General features: G+C 66.9%; 14 protein-coding genes. 10 read left to right on the top strand and 4 right to left on the bottom strand.

The features are described 5' to 3' along the window. The first annotated feature begins 165 nt into the window (after positions 1–165). The 7 genes from ACOGI4_RS03895 to rpsJ all read left to right on the top strand — a co-directional run bounded on the left by ACOGI4_RS03895 (position 166) and on the right by rpsJ (position 12,703). A complete protein-coding gene (locus tag ACOGI4_RS03895) occupies positions 166–3,804 on the top strand; it encodes a DNA-directed RNA polymerase subunit beta (RefSeq protein ID WP_419842623.1) in 3,639 nt (1,212 codons plus the stop codon). A 76-nt stretch (positions 3,805–3,880) separates the two neighbouring features. Continuing rightward, positions 3,881–7,810, top strand: coding sequence for a DNA-directed RNA polymerase subunit beta' (locus ACOGI4_RS03900; protein ID WP_419842624.1), 3,930 nt, complete (start codon positions 3,881–3,883; stop codon positions 7,808–7,810). Positions 7,811–8,004: 194 nt separating this feature from the next. After that, positions 8,005–8,376 (top strand): 30S ribosomal protein S12, encoded by a 372-nt coding sequence (gene rpsL, locus ACOGI4_RS03905; RefSeq protein WP_419842625.1) that lies wholly within the window; start codon positions 8,005–8,007, stop codon positions 8,374–8,376. A 1-nt stretch (position 8,377) separates the two neighbouring features. Continuing rightward, on the top strand, positions 8,378–8,848 hold the full coding sequence (rpsG, locus tag ACOGI4_RS03910; protein ID WP_419842626.1) for a 30S ribosomal protein S7: 471 nt from the start codon (positions 8,378–8,380) through the stop codon (positions 8,846–8,848). Positions 8,849–8,950: 102 nt separating this feature from the next. After that, the gene (fusA, locus tag ACOGI4_RS03915; RefSeq protein ID WP_419842627.1) at positions 8,951–11,035 is read left to right on the top strand and encodes an elongation factor G; all 2,085 of its coding nucleotides are present in this window, start codon (positions 8,951–8,953) and stop codon (positions 11,033–11,035) included. Between the two features lie 122 nt (positions 11,036–11,157). Then, positions 11,158–12,342, top strand: coding sequence for an elongation factor Tu (gene tuf, locus ACOGI4_RS03920; protein WP_419842628.1), 1,185 nt, complete (start codon positions 11,158–11,160; stop codon positions 12,340–12,342). 46 nt (positions 12,343–12,388) lie between these two features. Continuing rightward, a complete protein-coding gene (rpsJ, locus tag ACOGI4_RS03925; protein ID WP_323671069.1) occupies positions 12,389–12,703 on the top strand; it encodes a 30S ribosomal protein S10 in 315 nt (104 codons plus the stop codon). A 16-nt stretch (positions 12,704–12,719) separates the two neighbouring features. On the opposite strand, the gene ACOGI4_RS03930 is transcribed toward rpsJ, so the two are convergent. From ACOGI4_RS03930 to ACOGI4_RS03945, 4 genes are all read right to left on the bottom strand, one after another. Then, positions 12,720–12,968: a MoaD/ThiS family protein gene (locus ACOGI4_RS03930; protein ID WP_419842629.1), complete on the bottom strand. Its 249-nt coding sequence runs from the start codon at positions 12,966–12,968 to the stop codon at positions 12,720–12,722. Positions 12,969–13,003: 35 nt separating this feature from the next. After that, positions 13,004–15,307, bottom strand: a complete 2,304-nt coding sequence (locus ACOGI4_RS03935) for a xanthine dehydrogenase family protein molybdopterin-binding subunit (protein WP_419842630.1) — start codon at positions 15,305–15,307, stop codon at positions 13,004–13,006. Positions 15,308–15,413: 106 nt separating this feature from the next. Further along, on the bottom strand, positions 15,414–15,893 hold the full coding sequence (locus tag ACOGI4_RS03940; protein WP_419842631.1) for a (2Fe-2S)-binding protein: 480 nt from the start codon (positions 15,891–15,893) through the stop codon (positions 15,414–15,416). Next, positions 15,893–16,828: an FAD binding domain-containing protein gene (locus ACOGI4_RS03945; RefSeq protein WP_419842632.1), complete on the bottom strand. Its 936-nt coding sequence runs from the start codon at positions 16,826–16,828 to the stop codon at positions 15,893–15,895. Before ACOGI4_RS03945 ends, ACOGI4_RS03940 begins: the two co-directional genes overlap by 1 nt. Positions 16,829–17,193: 365 nt before the next feature. Here ACOGI4_RS03945 and rplC point away from each other — a divergent pair, with 365 nt between their 5' ends. The 3 genes from rplC to rplW are packed head-to-tail and all read left to right on the top strand — an operon-like array spanning position 17,194 to position 18,799. After that, positions 17,194–17,868, top strand: a complete 675-nt coding sequence (gene rplC, locus ACOGI4_RS03950; protein ID WP_419842633.1) for a 50S ribosomal protein L3 — start codon at positions 17,194–17,196, stop codon at positions 17,866–17,868. Positions 17,869–17,879: 11 nt separating this feature from the next. Further along, positions 17,880–18,512 (top strand): 50S ribosomal protein L4, encoded by a 633-nt coding sequence (rplD, locus tag ACOGI4_RS03955; protein ID WP_419842634.1) that lies wholly within the window; start codon positions 17,880–17,882, stop codon positions 18,510–18,512. Beyond that, a complete protein-coding gene (rplW, locus tag ACOGI4_RS03960; protein ID WP_419842635.1) occupies positions 18,509–18,799 on the top strand; it encodes a 50S ribosomal protein L23 in 291 nt (96 codons plus the stop codon). The genes rplD and rplW overlap by 4 nt, the downstream gene beginning before the upstream one ends. The last annotated feature ends 1 nt before the right edge of the window (position 18,800 follow it).

An 18,800-nucleotide genomic window follows, 5' to 3' on the forward strand; every position in this document is an offset into this window, starting at 1 on the left:
CATTGAAGCCCGCCGTTGGGCACCCAGTTTGCTGCGGACTCCTGCGCCCCCGCGCGCCTCCGATTGCCCGCCGCTGCCGATGTCGCCGGGGCCGCTTGCTGTGGGCAGTCGCCGACGACCAATTCCGCACCGCTGAACCGCTAGCCGAACCACTAGGAGAGTCCGTTGTCGTCTCGTGTCGGTCGTGAACGCTATTCCTTCGGCAACCTCGACGAAGTCTTGGAGCTGCCGGACCTCGTGTCCATTCAGAAGGACTCCTTCAAGCGCTTTCTCGATGTCGGTCTCAAGGAGACGTTCGACGACATCAGCCCCATCAGCGACTTCGGCGGGAACCTGCATCTCGTTTTTTCCTTCGATCCCGAAGACGAAGATCTGCGCCCGCCGCCGAAGTTCTCCGTGGAGGAGTGCAAGGAACGCGACATGACGTTTGCGGCGCCGGTCTTCGTGCGCGCCGAGTTCAAGAACGCCAAGACGGGCGAGGTTAAGGCCCAGACCGTGTTAATGGGCGACTTCCCGATGATGACGGACAAGGGCACGTTCATCGTCAACGGCACCGAGCGAGTGGTGGTGAGCCAGCTCGTTCGCTCGCCAGGCGTGATCTTCCAGCCCGGCGAGCGCTACCGGCTGCGCAACATGTCCAAGCACCAGCTGGTGACGGCCACCATCCACCCGTACCGCGGCGAATGGATCGAGTTCGACGTCGAGCACAAGCCGGGGAAGGACCCGACGGCGGGCAGCCGGGTGGCTCGCAAGCGCCGTCTCAGCATCTTCGCGCTGCTGCGGGCGCTGGGCTACGACGAGGAACGTCACCCCGGCCTGCTCGAGCGATTCGTCGAACACTTCGACTTCTTGGCGCCGCAATGGGAGAAGGACCAACACGTTGCGCCCTCTCAGCAGGAATCGCTGCTCGAGCTGTACAAGCGGGTTCGGCCAGGTGAGGTGGCGACGCCCGACGCCGCGTCGAACTACTTCCAGAATGCGTTCTTCGAAGAGCGTCGCTACTCGCTCTCCAAGGTCGGGCGCCACAAGCTGAACCGCAAGCTCGGGCCTGAGCTGGACCGAGTCTCGGAACTGTTCGGCCTGGACTTCATCACCGCCGACCATCCCGATGCGCAGGAGCGCCCCGAGCTGGTCCGCCCCGAGGTGGACGGTGATTCCACGGTGCTCCACCGCAGTGAAGTCCTCGCCACTGCGAGCTACCTGCTGCACTTGGCGAACGCCGAACCCGGCTACCGGCTCGACGACCAGGACCACTTCGGCAATCGCCGCATCCGCTCGGTCGGCGAGCTGATCCAGAATCAGGTGCGCATCGGCCTCAGCCGCATGGAACGGGTGGTGCGCGAGCGCATGACCACCCAGGACGAGGAGGCCATCACACCGCAGACGTTGATCAACATCCGGCCGGTCGTGGCTGCCACCAAGGAGTTCTTCGGGACCAGCCAGCTGAGCCAGTTCATGGACCAGGTGAACTCGCTGTCCGGGCTCACGCACCGACGCCGTCTGTCCGCGCTCGGCCCCGGTGGCCTGTCACGGGAGCGGGCCGGTTTCGAGGTACGCGACGTCCACTTCAGCCACTACGGCCGCATGTGCCCGATCGAGACTCCCGAAGGTCCCAACATCGGGCTGATCGGGGCGCTGGCCACCTTCGCCCGCGTCAATGAGTACGGCTTCATCCAGTCGCCCTATCGGGTGGTGCGCGACGGCAAGGCCACCAAAGACGTGCGCTACTTGACCGCGGACGAAGAAGAGCAGTACGTGGTTGCCCAAGCCAATGCGCCGCTCAACCCCGACGGGTCGTTCCGCAACCCCAGGGTGCTCGTGCGCAAGAGTCCCCAAGGCGCCAGCCTGGAGGACCTGCGCCTGCAGATGGAGCGCGACACCTACTTCGCCGCCACCACAGAGATCAGCTACGTGCCGGCAGCCGAAGTCCAGCTCATGGACGTCTCGCCCAAGCAGATCGTCTCGGTGGCCACCGCGCTGATCCCGTTCCTGGAGCACGACGACGCCAACCGGGCGCTCATGGGCGCCAACATGCAGCGTCAGGCGGTGCCGCTGCTGCGAGCCGAAGCGCCCTACATCGGCACGGGCATCGAGGGGCTGGCCATGGCCGACGCCGCGGAGATGGTGCTGTCGGAGACCGACGGGACCGCGACCGAGGTCACCGGCGATCACATCGTGGTGGAGTCGCCCGACGGCAACGAGGCCTTCTATCCGCTGCTGAAGTTCCGGCGATCCAACCAGGACACCTGCATCAACCAGAAGGCGCTGGTGCGGCCCGGCGAACCGGTGTCGGAAGGCCAGGTGATCGCGGACGGGCCATCCACCGATCACGGCGAGCTGGCGCTGGGCAAGAACCTCTTGGTGGCCTACATGTCCTGGGAGGGTTACAACTTCGAGGACGCCATCATCTTGTCCGAGCGGCTCGTGAAGGACGACGTGCTCACGTCGATTCACATTCACGAGTACGAGATCGACGCCCGCGACACCAAGCTGGGGCCCGAGGAGATCACTCGGGACATCCCCAATCTGGCCGACGACATGCTCGCCGACCTCGACGAGCGGGGCATCGTGCGTATCGGCGCAGAGGTGGAGCCCGGCTCAGTGCTGGTGGGCAAGGTCACGCCGAAGGGCGAGACTGAGCTGACGCCAGAGGAACGGCTTCTGCGTGCCATCTTCGGCGAGAAGGCCCACGAAGTGCGTGACACCTCGAAGAAGGTGCCCCACGGCGAGAGCGGCGTCGTCATCGACATCCGAGAGTTCAACCGCAAGCACGACGACGACCTGCCGCCTGGCGTCAACCAGCTGGTGCGCGTGTACGTGGCCCAGAAGCGCAAGATCAGCGTGGGCGACAAGCTCGCCGGACGCCACGGCAACAAGGGCGTGATCTCCAAGATCCTCCCGGTGGAGGACATGCCGTACTTGGCCGACGGGACGCCTGTGGACATCATCCTCAGTCCACTGGGCGTGCCGAGCCGAATGAACGTCGGCCAAGTGCTCGAGGCGCACCTGGGCTACGCCGCGCGCTGGGGCTGGAGCGGCGCCGGCGGCAACGGCAAGGCTGAGATGGTCGGCAAGGCGCCGGTCAGCAACACTGCCCGCAAGACTCGCCCCACCACCGAGCCGTCGGTGTTCATCGCGACGCCGGTGTTCGACGGCGCGCGGTGGGACGAGACGGAGGCCGCCGGTCGGCATCCGACGATCCAGCAGACGCTGGAGAATCTGCGGCCCGAGTCGGCCACCGGCGAGCGTCTGATGCTGCGTTCGGGCAAGACGGTGCTGTTCAACGGCCGGACCGGCGAGGCCTACGACGAGCCGATCATGGTCGGCTACAGCTACATCTTGAAGCTGGCGCACCTCGTCGACGACAAGATCCACGCTCGCTCGACCGGGCCGTACTCGATGATCACGCAGCAGCCGCTGGGCGGCAAGGCGCAGTTCGGCGGCCAGCGCTTCGGCGAGATGGAGGTCTGGGCGCTCGAGGCCTACGGTGCCGCGTACTGCCTGCAGGAGCTGCTCACCATCAAGTCCGACGACACGCTGGGCCGCGTGCGCGTCTACGAAGCGATCGTCAAGGGCGAGAACATCCCGCAGCCCGGCATTCCCGAGAGCTTCAAGGTGCTCATCAAGGAGATGCAGGCGCTGTGCCTGAACGTCGAAGTGATGTCGAACGTCGGGCACCAGATCGACATCCAAGGCCTCGACGAGGACGTCTTTCGGGCCGAGGAATCGCTCGGCATCGACATCAGTCGGCCTGAACGCGGCACCGATGAGGAGGACGAGTTGCGTCGCCGCCAGCGCATGTGATCTCCACGCGCCAACCCGGCGCCAACCCCATTGAGTACTCGCACCGAACACACCGACACAGGGCCGGACACCATCCATGATCGACGTCAACGACTTCTCTGACATCCGCATCGGCTTGGCGACCGCCGACGCCATACGCACGTGGTCCAACGGCGAGGTCCGCAAGCCGGAGACCATCAACTATCGCACGCTCAAGCCCGAGAAGGACGGCCTGTTCTGCGAGAAGATCTTCGGTCCCACCAAGGACTGGGAGTGCGGCTGCGGTAAGTACAAGCGGGTCCGGTTCAAGGGCATCATCTGCGAGCGCTGCGGCGTGGAGGTCACCCGGTCCAGGGTGCGACGCGAACGCATGGGCCACATCGAGTTGGCCGCGCCGGTGGTACACATCTGGTACCTGCGCGGCACACGGTCGTGGCTGGCGTACTTCCTGACCGGTTTGGACCCCCGCCAGGAACTCAAGGCCAAGGCGCTGGAACGGGTCATCTACTTCGCGGCGAACCTCGTCACCAAGGTCGACGCGGAGAAGCGGCACGCGGACTTGCCGCGGCTCGAAGCCGAGAAGGCCGAGGAACTTGCTGTCATCGACGAGGAACTCGCCGAACGCAGAACGCAGCGGCTCGAACAGCTGGAGCGCGAGCTGAAGTCCTTGGAGGCAGACGATGCCAAGGAGCGTGAACTGCGGGCTGCCCAGCGCGACGCCGAACGAGACATCGAGACCTTCGAAGAAGAGGCGACCGAAGAGAAGGACGTCGTCGAGCGGGCGTTCTCCGCGATTCGGGACCTGCGCGAGCGCACCATCATCGACGACGAGGATCTCTGGCGCGAGATGGAGGACCGCTACGGCCAGTACTTCGAGGGCGGCATGGGAGCGGAGGCCATCGCGCAGCTCATGGCGCACATGGACTTCGACGACGAAGAGGCTGAGCTGCGCGATGCCATCGAGGCCTCCGACGGCCGTCGGCCGCTGTCGGCTCAGCGCAAGCAGAAAGCCATCAAGCGTCTCAAGATCCTGAGTGCGTTCAACCGACGGGACGAGTACGGGCGACGCATCAACGACCCGAGGGCGATGATTCTCGACGCCGTGCCGTGCATTCCGCCTGACCTGCGGCCGATGGTGCAGCTCGACGGCGGCCGCTTCGCGACCTCCGACCTCAACGACCTGTACCGGCGTGTCATCAACCGCAACAACCGGCTGAAGCGGCTGCTGGACATTCGGGCACCGGACATCATCGTCAACAACGAGAAGCGCATGCTGCAAGAGGCGGTGGATGCGCTGTTCGACAACGGCCGACGCGGTCGCCCCGTCACCGGTCCCGGCGGACGCGCGCTGAAATCGCTGTCGGACATGTTGAAGGGCAAGCAGGGCCGCTTCCGCCAGAACCTGCTCGGCAAGCGCGTGGACTACTCGGGCCGCTCGGTGATCGTCGCCGGTCCCACGCTGCGCTTGCACCAGTGCGGGCTGCCCAAGCTGATGGCGCTGGAGCTGTTCAAGCCGTTCGTGATGAAGCGGCTGGTGGATGCGGAGATTGCCCAGAACATCAAGTCCGCCAAGCGCATGGTGGAGCGTCGGCGAGCAGACGTCTGGGACGTGCTCGAAGATGTGATCAAGGAGCATCCGGTGCTGCTGAACCGGGCGCCCACGCTGCACCGGCTGGGCATCCAAGCCTTCGAGCCGCTGCTCGTGGAAGGCAAGGCGGTGCAGATCCATCCGCTCGTGTGCGCTGCCTTCAACGCGGACTTCGACGGCGACCAGATGGCGGTTCACCTGCCGCTGTCCTCAGAAGCGCAGGCCGAAGCACGGGTGCTGATGCTGTCGGCCAACAACATCTTGAGCCCCGCCGACGGTCGCCCGATGACGGTGCCCAGCCAAGACCTGCTCATCGGCAGCTACTACCTCACCGAATTGCGCGACAACAGCAGCGACGGCGCAGCACTGCCGGTGTTTCGGCACCTGCATCAGATCGAGCAGGCCCTCGACCTCGGTCAGGTCCGGCTGCATCAGCGCATCGAATGGCGCACCGCGCAGCTGAGCGACGGCAACGGAGGCTACGAGCCCACCACGCCGGGCCGAGCGCTGTTCAACGCAGCGCTTCCCGACGGCTTCGGGTTCGTGAACGGCCCTGTGCGCAAGAGCGAGATGGGCCGCATTGTGCGAGCGCTGTCAGACGGCTACGCCGCAGGCGATATCGCCGTCAGCCTCGATCGGCTCAAGGATCTCTGCTACGCCTACGCCAGCCGCTCGGGCTTGACGATCTCGGTCGACGACGTGCGCACGCCGCCCGACAAGGCGGAGATCCTCGAACGCCACGAGAGCGAGGCGCAGCGCGTGGAGACGCAGTTCCGGCGCGGCATCATCACCGACGGCGAGCGGCGCCAGAAAGAAGTGGAGATCTGGACCGATGCCACTGACGAGGTTCGCCGCTCGCTCGAAGCCGAGCTGGCCCGCGCCACGTCCAACCCGATCGACATGATGGTCGGCTCCGGCGCCCGCGGGAACATGATGCAGGTGCGCCAGATTGCGGCCATCCGCGGGCTGGTCGCCAACCCTCGCGGCGACATCATCCCGCGGCCCATCAAGTCCTCTTACCGAGAAGGCCTCGCCACGCTGGAGTACTTCATCTCCACGCCCGGCGCCCGCAAGGGCTTGGTGGACACGGCGCTGCGCACGGCCGACTCGGGCTATCTGACCCGCCGGCTGGTCGATGTCGCCCAAGAGCTCATCGTCAACAGCGAGAGCCCATTTGAGCGAGGCGGCCCGGTGAACGGGCTGTGGATCGAGGACGTCGAGCCGGACCGACCCGACAAGCGCACGCATCTCGAAACCAGACTGTTCAGTCGCTGTCTCGCGGCCGATGTGGAACTCAGCGACGGCACCGTGCTCGAAGCCGGCTCGCTGATCGGCGAGGACGAACTGATCGCACTGCGCGACGACCCGGAGATCACGCGTGTGCGCGTGCTCTCTCCGCTCACCGACGAATCCGAGTTCGGCGTGTCGGCTCTGGCCTACGGCGGATCGCTGGCGACGGGCAAGCTCATCGAGGTGGGCGAAGCCGTCGGGGTCATTGCGGCTCAGTCCATCGGCGAGCCCGGCACGCAGCTGACGATGCGGAACTTCCACACCGGCGGCGTCATCGGCGGCGAGAACATCGCCGCCGGCCTGCCCCGTGTGGTCGAGCTGTTCGAAGCTCGCACGCCGCGTGGCAAGGCGGTGCTGGCCCGCCGTTCGGGTGTGGTCCGCATCGGCGACGACGACGGCCGCGGGCGCCAGATCGACGTGCTCGGCGACGACGGCTCAGAGTACCCCCACCCGGTGCGCTCCGTTGCCCGGCTCGCCGTGGTCGACGGGCAGGACATCCGCGCCGGCGATCCGCTCGTCGACGGGCCGCGCGATCCCAAGGAACTCATCGAGATCCGCGGTGTACGCGAAACCCAGCAGTACCTCGTCTCGGAGGTTCAGCGCGTGTACCGCGAGCAGGGCGTGTCGATCCATGACAAGCACATCGAGCTGATCGTCCGCCAGATGACCAGGCGGGTGCTCGTCGGCGAGCAGGGCGACTCGCCGTTCTTGCCCGGCGAGCAGGTCGATCAGCGAAACTACCGTGAAGCCAACCGCGAGCTAGTGGCCGAGGGACGCCGGCCGGCCCAGGGACGCCCCGTCATCATGGGTATCACGAAGGCGTCGCTTGCGACCGAGTCGTGGCTGTCTGCTGCTTCATTCCAGGAGACCACCCGGGTGCTGACCGAAGCGGCCATCGAGTCGCGTCGGGATGCCTTGGCGGGCCTCAAGGAGAACATCATCATCGGCAAGCTGATTCCGGCGGGCACCGGTCAAGAGCTGTACCGCAACATCGAGACGATTGCTCCTGATTACGAGCCGATGGAGTTCTGGTCGTCCGAGGACGACGAGGAGGACCCGGCGGTGTGGCTGGCAGCGCTCGGCAACGGAGCGGGCCTTTCGGACGTGTCGCTGGGCGAGAGCACCCCGGCGATCGTGGATGCCAGTTGACGCCGGGCTAGTCAATACGGGCCTGGCGCGCCGGCCCGGAGTTGTCGTGACCGGCTCGGCTGCCTAGCCTGTGGGTCCGGTTGCGGCGCGCCGGACGGGTGGGGCCTCGCGCGGAAGATTCCAGTCCCTGACCGTCAACATGTCCCGCTGACCACCCTGCGCCGCAGGGTCCCCCCGAGTTTGCCGAGGTTCTGGTGCCGACGATCCAGCAGCTGGTCCGCAAGGGCCGAAAGTCCAAGCCGACGAAGGTGCGCACGCCTGCGTTGAAGGGTTCGCCGCAGCGGCGCGGCGTGTGCACGCGGGTGTACACGCATACGCCGAAGAAGCCCAACTCGGCACTGCGCAAAGTTGCTCGTGTGCGGCTCACCAGCGGCGTCGAAGTGACGGCGTACATTCCCGGCGAAGGTCACAACTTGCAGGAGCACAGCATCGTGCTGGTGCGCGGCGGTCGCGTCAAGGACCTGCCCGGTGTCCGCTACAAGATCGTCCGCGGCGCGCTGGATGCGTCCGGTGTGAACGTTCGCCGTCAGGCACGTTCGCGCTACGGCGCCAAGCGGGAGTCCTGAGGTGCCGCGTCGAGGTGCAGCGCCCCGCCGCAGCATCGCCCCGGACCCGGTCTACGACTCTGCCCTGGTCACCCAGGTCATCAACAAGGTGCTGCGGCGCGGCAAGCGTTCGCTGGCCGAACGCATCGTGTACCAGGCGATGGACCAGATGGGCGAGCGAACCGGCGGTGAGCCGCTCGAGATTCTGAAGCGTGCAGTCGACAACACGCGGCCACAGGTCGAGGTGAAGAGCCGTCGCGTCGGGGGCGCCACCTACCAAGTGCCCGTCGAGGTGCGCCCGCGCCGTGCAACTGCGCTGGCGATCCGCTGGATCGTGGGGTTCGCCCGCGACCGCCGCGAGCGCACGATGTCGGAACGGCTGGCGAACGAGCTGATGGACGCCTCCAATGGCACCGGCTCGGCTGCCAAGCGGCGCGAGGACACGCACCGCATGGCGGAAGCCAACAAGGCCTTCGCCCATTACCGCTGGTAATCGCTAGCGCTGGTAACCGGTCGCCGGTGAGCTGATCGGGACGCCTGCATATCTCTGGTCAACCTGATCGACTCCATCTGATCACTCTGGGACAACGCTGAAATGGCTCGAACGCAACCTCTTGACCGCGTCCGCAACATCGGGATCATGGCCCACATCGACGCGGGCAAGACCACAGTGACGGAGCGAATCCTCTACTACACCGGCGTCAACTACAAGATCGGCGAGGTCCACGACGGCGCAGCCACGATGGACTGGATGGAACAGGAGCAGGAGCGGGGCATCACGATCACCTCCGCTGCCACGACCTGCCGCTGGAGCGACCACGTCATCAACATCATCGACACTCCCGGCCACGTGGACTTCACCGTCGAGGTGGAACGCTCGCTGCGAGTGCTCGACGGTGCCGTCGCGGTGTTCGACGGCGTGGCGGGCGTGGAACCCCAGACCGAGACCGTGTGGCGGCAGGCCGACCGGTACGGCGTGCCGCGGATGTGCTTCATCAACAAGCTGGACCGCACCGGCGCTTCGTTCTTCGGCTCGCTGGCCAGCATCGAGGATCGGCTGACTCCTCATACGGCCGTCCTGCAGCTCCCCATCGGGCTGGAGGCCGACTTCGAGGGCGTCATCGACCTCGTGGAGATGCGGGCCCTGGTGTGGAAGGGCGACGATCTCGGCGCCACCTACGACACCGTCAACATCCCCGCGGACTTGGCCGAGCAGGCATCGGAGTACCGCAGCAAGCTGCTCGAGCGGCTGGCGGACGTCGACGAGGGCATCATGCTGGCCTACCTCGAAGGCGACGACGTGGATGCTGCCACAGTGCGGCGCGCCGTTCGGCAGGGCACGCTCACAGGCCAAATCGTCCCGGTGCTCACAGGCAGCGCGTTCAAGAACAAGGGCGTGCAGCCGCTGCTCGATGCGGTGACGATGTACCTGCCGTCGCCGGTGGACATCCCCGCGATCGCCGGTCATTCCCTCAGCGGCGACGACGAGCTGGAGCGCAAGCCTGATGACAGCGAACCGTTCTCGGCGCTGGCGTTCAAGATCATGACCGACCCCCATGTCGGCAAGCTGACCTACTTCCGCGTGTACAGCGGCACGTTCCAGCGCGGCAGCCAGGTGCTCAACACCACCACCGGCAACCGCGAGCGCATCGGGCGAATCCTGCAGATGCATGCCAACAACCGCGAAGACCGTGACAACATCGCCACCGGCGACATCGTTGCGGGCATCGGCTTGAAGAACACCCGTACCGGCGACACGCTGTGCGATACCTCCAAGCCGATCGTGCTCGAACAGCTCGACTTCCCGGATCCGGTCGTGCATGTCGCGGTGGAGCCGAAGTCCAAGGGCGACCAGGACAAGCTGGGCAAGGCGCTCACGGCCCTCAGCGAAGAAGACCCGACGTTCCAGGTCAAGACGGACCATGAGACCGGCCAGACGGTGATCTCGGGCATGGGCGAGCTGCACCTCGAAGTGCTGGTGGACCGGATGCTGCGGGAGTTCAAGGTGGACGCTTCGATCGGCAAGCCGCAGGTGGCCTATCGCGAGACCATCACCGCACCGGTCGACAAGTTCGAGTACCGCCACATCAAGCAGACAGGCGGCTCGGGCCAGTACGCCGTGGTGGTCATCAACTTGCGCCCGTCCGAGCCGGGCGAGGGATACGTCTTCGAGGACCACATCCGCGGCGGCGTGATCCCGCGTGAGTACATCTCCTCGGTCGATGCGGGTTTGCAGTCGTCGCTGGACAACGGGCCGCTTGCAGGCTTTCCGCTGGTGGACGTGGCGGTCGACCTGATCGACGGGAACCATCACGACGTGGACTCCTCGGAGATGGCCTTCAAGATCGCCGGCACGATGGCGATGCGTGACGCGACCCGGCTGGCTCGGCCGGTGCTGCTCGAGCCGGTCATGTCGGTGGAGGTGGTGACACCGGAGGACTACATGGGCGACGTCATTGGCGACCTCAACTCGCGGCGCGGCCGAGTCGGGCAGATGGAGCTGCGCGGCCACCATCAGGTGATCGACGCCAAAGTGCCGCTGTCGGAGATGTTCGGCTACGCCAACGACCTGCGGTCGCGCACCCAGGGTCGGGCGACGTACAGCATGCAGTTCGACAAGTACGAGCAGGTGCCTCCCAGCATTGCCGAGGAGATCGTCCAGCGCATCCGCGGCGCGTGAGCGGGCCGCGAACTCCCTAGCCTCAGGCCGTCCAAAACGGCGAAATCACCACAGCGACCGACGCAACCCTGCACCTCACTCACCTCCGATAGGCGAGCAGCATCCCGAAAGGCGGGTACGACATGGCAAAAGAACGGTTCGAGCGGACCAAGCCTCACGTCAACGTGGGCACGATGGGACACATCGACCACGGCAAGACGACGCTGACGGCCGCGATCACGCGCGTGCTGGCCGAGAAGGTCGGCGGTCAGGCGACGGCGTTCGACGAGATCGACAAGGCGCCCGAGGAGCGCGAGCGCGGCATCACGATTTCCATCGCGCACGTCGAGTACGAGACGGAGAACCGGCACTACGCCCATGTGGACATGCCGGGCCATGCCGACTACATCAAGAACATGATCACCGGCGCTGCCCAGGTGGACGGTGCCATCTTGGTGGTGTCGGCTGCCGACGGCCCGATGCCGCAGACCCGCGAGCACGTGCTGCTCGCCCGCCAGGTCGGCGTGCCCTACATCGTGGTGGCGCTCAACAAGGTCGACATGGTCGACGACGAGGAACTGCTGGAGCTGGTCGAGCTGGAGGTGCGGGAGCTGCTCAGCGAGTACGAGTTCCCGGGAGACGACGTGCCGGTCGTGCGGGTCTCCGCGCTGAGCGCGCTCGAGGGCGATGCCGCCGCTGCGGAGCAGATCGTGGAACTGATGAACGCCGTGGACTCCTACGTGCCCGAGCCCGAGCGCGACACCGACCGTCCGTTCCTGATGCCGATCGAGGACGTCTTCTCCATCACCGGCCGAGGCACCGTCGTGACTGGCAAGATCGAGCAGGGCATCATCAACACGGGCGACGAAGTGGAGATCGTCGGCATCCGCGGCACGCAGACCACGACGGTGACCGGTGTCGAGATGTTCCGCAAGATCCTCGATCAGGGCCAAGCGGGCGACAACGTCGGCCTGCTGCTGCGCGGCACGGGCAAGGACGAGGTGGAGCGCGGCCAGGTCTGCACCCGCAAGGGCGCCATCACGCCGCACACCAAGTTCGAAGCGCAGGTGTACGTGCTGAACAAGGACGAAGGCGGCCGCCACAAGCCGTTCTTCTCCAACTATCGGCCGCAGTTCTACTTCCGCACCACCGACATCACCGGCGTGGTGGAGCTGCCGTCGGGCACGGAGATGTGCATGCCAGGCGACAACACCGAGATGACCGTCGAGCTCATCAACCCGATCGCGATGGACGAAGGCTTGCGTTTTGCCATCCGCGAAGGCGGCCGCACCGTGGGCGCCGGCCGGGTCACGAAGATCATCCAGTAGCCCAGACTCAAGCAGGCACCTCCCAGGCGAACAGGCAGGCATTCACATGGCAGCACCTCGGATCCGGATGCGGCTCAAGGCCTACGACCACGAGATCGTGGATCAGTCGGCGCAGAAGATCACCGAGACGGTGCTGCGCACTAATGCCAAGGTCCGCGGACCCGTGCCGCTGCCCACCGAGAAGCACCGCTACACGGTTGTGCGGTCTCCCCACAAGGACAAGGACTCGCGCGAGCACTTCGAGATGCGCATCCACAAGCGTCTCATCGACGTGATCGATCCCACCGACAAGACGGTCGATTCGCTCCAGCGTCTCGACCTGCCGGCCGGTGTCGAGATCGAGCTCAAGGTCCAGCCCTAGCTCGTCCCTCGCTGGTCTATCCGCCTGCCAGTGGTCGGACGAGGTGTACCTCTGCGGTGTCGGTGAGTGCTTCGAGCATGGGGTCGGGGATGATCTCGCCGTCGATGGCGAGCGCCGTGGCTGACGTCTCGACGAGGTGCGCGTTCAGCGACGGATAGCGCGCGGCGAGCTGACCCAGCAGCTCGCGCACATTCGATGCAGCGAGTGTGACCTTCGAGACGCCGGTGTGCCGGCGCTGTTCGCTGGAGAACCAGACTGTCGCCATGCCGCTGACCTCCAGCCAGATACTGCCGTCGGCGGTCAGCCCGCCGCAGCAACGTTCAGCGCTGCGAGCACTCGCGGCGGCGAGAGCGGCAGATCCCGGATGCGCACACCGGTGGCGTCGGCCACTGCGTTGGCCAGCACCGGCAGCGGCGGCACGATGCCCACCTCGCCGACCCCGCGAACGCCATAGGGGTGAGACGGATTCGGGACCTCCACGATGACCGTCTCGATCATCGGCAGATCCGATGCCACCGGGATGCGGTAGTCGAGGAACCCTGGATTCTCGAGGTTGCCGTCGTCGGAGTAGATGTATTCCTCGTTGAGCGCCCAGCCGATGCCTTGGACGACGCCGCCCTGCATCTGGCCTTCGACGTAGCTGGGATGGATTGCCGTGCCGGCATCCTGCGCGGTGGTGTAGCGCTCGACGGTGACCCGACCGGTCTCGGCGTCGACCGACACGTCCGCAACTTGGACCGAGAACGCCGGACCTGCACCGCGGGCAGTCAACGAGGCAGTGGCGCCCAGCGGTCCACCGGTGCGCTTCGCGTTGGCGGTGATGGCGGCCAATGCCAGCGGCTCGTGCTCGCCTGGGCTGTGGACGGCAGCGCCGTCGGTCCACTCGACCTCCTCCACGTCGCAATCCCACGTCTTTGCTGCACGCTTGCGCAGCTGCACCTTGAGGTCGCGGCAGGCTTCCACCACCGCCATGCCTGTCGCGAACGTGGCGCGGCTGCCCTCGGTCACGTCGGTGAAGCCGACCACTTCGGTGTCGCCCACGACCGGTTGGATGGCATGTACGTCGATGCCCAGCTCCTCGGCTGCCATCAGCGCCATCGACGCTCGGCTGCCGCCGATGTCCGGGCTGCCGGTGATCACGGTGGCGGTGCCGTTCTCGTTCAGGTTGACGGTCGCGCTCGATGCCTCGCCGATGTTGAACCAGAAGCCGCTGGCCACGCCGCGTCCGCTCCCGGGGGCCGGCTCGGATCGGTAGTGGTCGCTGTCGCGGATCGCTTCGAGGCACTCGCGCAGGCCGATGGTGGGCCACTTGGGTCCGTACGGCGTCGGGTCGCCCTGCGACGGGCAGTTGCGGAGACGCAGCTCGATCGGGTCCATGCCGAGCCGCTCGGCGATCTCGTCCACCACCGAGTCCATCGCGAACGCGGCCGCCGGGGCAGACGGCGCCCGGTACGCCACGTTGACCGGACGGTTCAGCACCACGTCGAAGCCTTCTACGCGGAGGTGATCGAGCGTGTAGGCCGACACAACGCACATGCACCCGAGCATCGCGGCGATGCCCGCGAATGCGCCGTTCTCGTACGCCAGCCACGCCTTCGCCGTGGTGATGGTGCCGTTGCTTCGGGCGCCCACCTTCAGCTTGACGATCGAACCCGGGGCGGGTCCCGTCGCTCGGAACACGTCGGCGCGACTCATCACGATCTTGACGGGACGACCTGCGGTGGCCGACAGCAGCGCAGCCACCGGCTCCAGGTAGATCGTCGTCTTGCCGCCGAACCCGCCGCCGATCTCCGCGGGGATCACCTTGATTCGCGAGGTGTCCCAGCCCAGCACGGTCGCCGTTGAGGACCGCACCATGAAGTGGCCCTGCGAGGAGGCCCAGATGACTGCCCTGCCGTCCTGGTCGCAGTCGACGACACAGGCGTGGGGCTCGATGTAGCCTTGGTGTACCGCTTGGGTCGAGAACTCCCGCTCAATCACGATGTCGGCCTCGGCGAACCCTTGTTCGATGTCGCCGCGTTCGTACAGCGTCCGGGCCGCGATGTTGGAGGGCTCGGTGGGCCGCGGCTCCACGCCGCGTGTGAACAAGGTGTCGTGCAGCACCGGCGCGTCGTCGGCCATTGCGTCGGCGATGTTCAGCACGTGCGGAAGCAGCTCGTAGGTGACCTCGATGGCTGCCGCCGCGGCGGCAGCCTCGCGCCGAGTCGTGGCCGCCACCGCAGCAACCGCATGGCCGCTGTAGAGCACCTTGTCGCGCGCGATGACCGTACACATCAGGCTGCGGGTGGCGCCTCTTGCTGGCGCTTCCGGGAAGTCGGCACCGGTGACCACGGCCTTGACGCCGGGCATTGAGGCGGCCTTGGTGGTGTCGATGGAGACGATCCGGGCGTGCGGATGCGGCGACCGCAGGATGTGCCCGTGCAGCATCCCGGGCAGGGTCAGGTCCGCCGCGTAGCGGGCCTTGCCGGCGACCTTGTCGATGCCGTCGTGCCGGACCGGACGAGTGCCGACCCAGCGGTAGCCGCTAGCGCCGTTGCCATGAGTGCCATTGCCGTTGGCGCGTGGCGACGCAGTGCCGCTGGTGGGAGCTTCGGTGGTGCTCATGGTCAGGTGTCCTCGTGTGATGTCGGGGTGCGATGTGAGACGAAGCGATGTCAGGTGGCGCGGAACAGGCTGTGCAGATCAGGCGGCGGGTAACAGCGAGTCCGGGTCATGCGGCCGTACGAATCTGCACGGCCGCATCGAGCACCGAGCGAACGATCTTGTCGTACCCGGTGCAGCGGCACAGGTTGCCGGCGAGCGCGTAGCGCACCTGTGTCTCGGTGGGGTCGGGGTGCTCGTCCAGCAGTGCCTTTGCGGCCATGAGGAAACCCGGGGTGCAGATGCCGCATTGCAGCGCAGCGCCCTCCAGGAAGCACTGCTGCAGCGGGTGCAGACCGTCCGCGCTCGCGAGACCTTCGCAGGTGGTGATGGAGGCGCCGTCGGCCTCGGGGGCGAAGACCAGGCAGGAGCACTGCAAGCGGCCGTCCATGATGATGGAGCAGGCACCGCAGTCGCCGGTGCCGCAGCCTTCTTTCGCTCCGATGAGGCCGAGCTCGTCGCGCAGGGCGTTGAGCAGCGATTCGCCGTCTTCTGTCAAGAACTCGACAGCGTCGCCGTTGACGTCGCAGGTCACGTGGGTACGGCTCATCAGGAGGATCCTTGCTCGCTGTGGTTGGGCTCGCTGTGGTTGGGCTCGCTGTGGTTGGGTTGGCGCCGGGGCTGCCCGTCGGCTGTGCGGATGCGCTCCGCGGCAATGCCGGCGGCTCGCCGGGTGAGGACGCCGGCCACTTGGCGCCGATAGGCAACGGTGCCGCGCTTGTCGTCGATGGGATTGCAGGCTGCGCTGGCAGATTCGGCGGCAGCGGCCAGCGCAGCGTCGTCGAGTCGGCTGCCCACGAGTGCCGTCTGCGCCGCTGGCACTCGCACCACGGTCGGCGCGACGGCGCCGAGCGCGACCGCTGCGTCGCTGACCGTGCTGTCGGGGCCCAGCGTGAGCCGGACGGCGGCGCCGACCACGGCGATGTCCATCTCGGTGCGCGGGATGAGCCGCAGGTAGGCGTCCGCCGTGCGCTCCGGCGGGCGGCCCAGCTCGAAGCACACGACGATCTCGTCGTGCGCCAGCGATGTACGGCCCGGCCCGGTCACGACTTCGGCGACGGCTGCTCGCCGCTCGCCGTGCGCACTGGCAATCACGGCGACCGCGTCGTTCACCACCAGCGACGGGACCGAGTCGGCGGCCGGGGAGGCATTGCACAGATTCCCGCCGAGGCTCGAGCGGTTCTGGATCTGGTCCGAGCCGATGAGCCCCGCCGCTTCGGTAAGCCCGGGAAAGTCGCTGCTGAAGTCGGTGTCGGCAGTCAACGCCGAGGCGGGCACTGCGGCGCCGATGCGCCAGGTGTCGCCGTCGCAGCTCACCGTCATGAGGCGATCGATCTTCTTGAGGTCGATCAGCATGGCCGGCTCGGGCCGGCCGCCCCGCATCTGCGGCACCACGTCGGTGGCGCCCGCGAACACGACGGCATCTGCATTGCCGGCCAGCAGCGAACATGCTTCGTCGATGGTGGTCGGAGCGGCGTACTTCATCTGAGGAAGTCTCCCCTCATGGACGCGTGGCTGGGCGCGCGGCGAGTATGGTCTGGCAGCGGACGATAGCTGCACCAAGGCCATGCTCGCCGCGACCGGTGCAGCCGCGACTGCGCATGCCCGCGTGCTGAGAGCGGGCGTCGGCGTTGGAGCGGTCTGCGTCGCTCGCTATGCTGCCGGGTCCGCGGTGCGGGGTCTCCTGCGCCGAGCTGATGTCCGGCTAGGCCGGGTGCTCAACGCAACGACGCCCAACGCGACGAGGCGGTGAGCACGCGGAACCGGCCGGCACAACCTCAGAACCGCTCCGCCGGCAGCCCCGTGCGGAGCGTTCGCATGGTGAAAGCCGTAACGAGAGAGACGCGCACATGGCGAACAAGGCGCTCGTCGCCACCAAGGTCGGCATGACACAGCTCTGGGACGACGACAACTGCGTCGTCCCAGTCACGGTGCTGCGCGTCGACGACTGCCGCGTGACGCGAGTCCGCACGATGGAGCAGGACGGCTACACCGCAGTCCAGGTCACCTACGGTCACCGCGACGCGCGCAAGCTCAACAAGCCCACTGTCGGCGAGTACGAGCGAGCCGGCACCGATCCCGGCGTGCGTCTCGTAGAACTTCGGCTCGACGACGTGAGCGAACTGACGGTCGGCACCCAGCTGGGTGCCGACCTCTTTCGTTCCGGCGAGCTGGTGGACGTCACCGCCACCTCCAAGGGCAAGGGCTTCGCCGGAACCATGAAGCGACACAATTTCGCGGGGCAGCGAGCCAGCCACGGCGCCCACCGCGTCCATCGAGCGCCCGGCGCCATCGGCGCGTGCGCCACGCCTTCGCGAGTGTTCAAGGGCACCCGCATGGCCGGCCGCCTCGGTGGGCAGAAGGTGACCACGCTCAATCTCACCGTCGTCGAGGCCGATGCGGACCGCGGCCTGCTGTTGGTCTGCGGCTCGGTCCCAGGGCCCAAGGGCGGCACGGTCATCGTCCGCAATGCCGTCAAGATGCCGGCGGGCGCGTCGGCGGGCACGGCACCGGCGCAGGTCTGAGGTCGACGCCGATGGCCCTCACACTCGACGTCCGCACCGCTGAGGGTGGCACCGCAGGCACGGTCGAACTCGACGAGACCATCTTCGGCATCGAGCCGAACATGGCGGCGCTGCACCAAGCCGTCACGGCGCAGCGGGCCGCCCGCCGCAGCGGCTCGCACAGCACCCTCACCCGCGCCGAAGTGCGCGGCGGCGGCGCCAAGCCGTGGCGGCAAAAGGGCACCGGTCGGGCTCGACACGGCTCGATCCGCTCTCCGCAGTGGGCGGGCGGCGGCGTGGCGCATGGTCCCAAGCCTCGGGACTACCGCAAGAAGGTCAACCGCAAGACCGTGCGGCTGGCATTGCGATCCGCCCTCAGCGACCGGGCTCGCAGCGAGCGCGTCATGGTCGTCGACGAATGGCGCTTCGCGCAGCCTCGCACGAAAGACGCCGTCGCCGTGCTGGAGAACCTGTCCCTGTCGGGGCAGGTTCTGCTCGTTCTGGGCATCGGCCCGCAGCACCGGACCGCCGATCGCAGCTTCCGCAACATTCCGTCGGTGCGCTCGGTCGCAGCAGCCGAGCTGAACGCGTACGACGTGTTGCGCTCCGACTGGCTGGTGTTCACCCGCGACACACTGCCGGTGAGCGAGGCGCGGGACCAGTGAAGGATCACCGCGCCGTGCTGCTAGCTCCGGTCATCTCCGAGAAGTCCTACGACTTCTTGGAGGCAGGCATCTACGTCTTCCGCGTCCACCCAGCAGCCACCAAGCCGCAGATCCGCCAAGCGGTCGAGTCGATCTTCGACGTCAAGGTCGCCAAGGTGAACACGTTGAACCGCAAGGGCAAGACACGCCGCAACCGTCGCAGCAACACCATCGGCAAGCGGCCCGACGCCAAACGGGCCATCGTCACCCTCGTCGAGGGCGACTCGATCCAGATCTTCAACTCCTGAA

Origin of the sequence: Candidatus Poriferisodalis sp. (genome assembly GCF_965205175.1) — a bacterium.
GTDB lineage: Bacteria > Actinomycetota > Acidimicrobiia > Acidimicrobiales > Poriferisodalaceae > Poriferisodalis.

Bases quoted from the DNA above. Each gene is read 5' to 3' on its own strand.
- ACOGI4_RS03900 (WP_419842624.1), top strand. From the start codon at position 3,881: ATGATCGACGTCAACGACTTCTCTGACATCCGCATCGGCTTGGCGACC.
- fusA (WP_419842627.1), top strand. From the start codon at position 8,951: ATGGCTCGAACGCAACCTCTTGACCGCGTCCGCAACATCGGGATCATG.
- tuf (WP_419842628.1), top strand. From the start codon at position 11,158: ATGGCAAAAGAACGGTTCGAGCGGACCAAGCCTCACGTCAACGTGGGC.
- rpsJ (WP_323671069.1), top strand. From the start codon at position 12,389: ATGGCAGCACCTCGGATCCGGATGCGGCTCAAGGCCTACGACCACGAG.
- ACOGI4_RS03930 (WP_419842629.1), bottom strand. From the start codon at position 12,968: ATGGCGACAGTCTGGTTCTCCAGCGAACAGCGCCGGCACACCGGCGTC.
- ACOGI4_RS03935 (WP_419842630.1), bottom strand. From the start codon at position 15,307: ATGAGCACCACCGAAGCTCCCACCAGCGGCACTGCGTCGCCACGCGCC.
- ACOGI4_RS03940 (WP_419842631.1), bottom strand. From the start codon at position 15,893: ATGAGCCGTACCCACGTGACCTGCGACGTCAACGGCGACGCTGTCGAG.
- ACOGI4_RS03945 (WP_419842632.1), bottom strand. From the start codon at position 16,828: ATGAAGTACGCCGCTCCGACCACCATCGACGAAGCATGTTCGCTGCTG.
- rplC (WP_419842633.1), top strand. From the start codon at position 17,194: ATGGCGAACAAGGCGCTCGTCGCCACCAAGGTCGGCATGACACAGCTC.
- rplD (WP_419842634.1), top strand. From the start codon at position 17,880: ATGGCCCTCACACTCGACGTCCGCACCGCTGAGGGTGGCACCGCAGGC.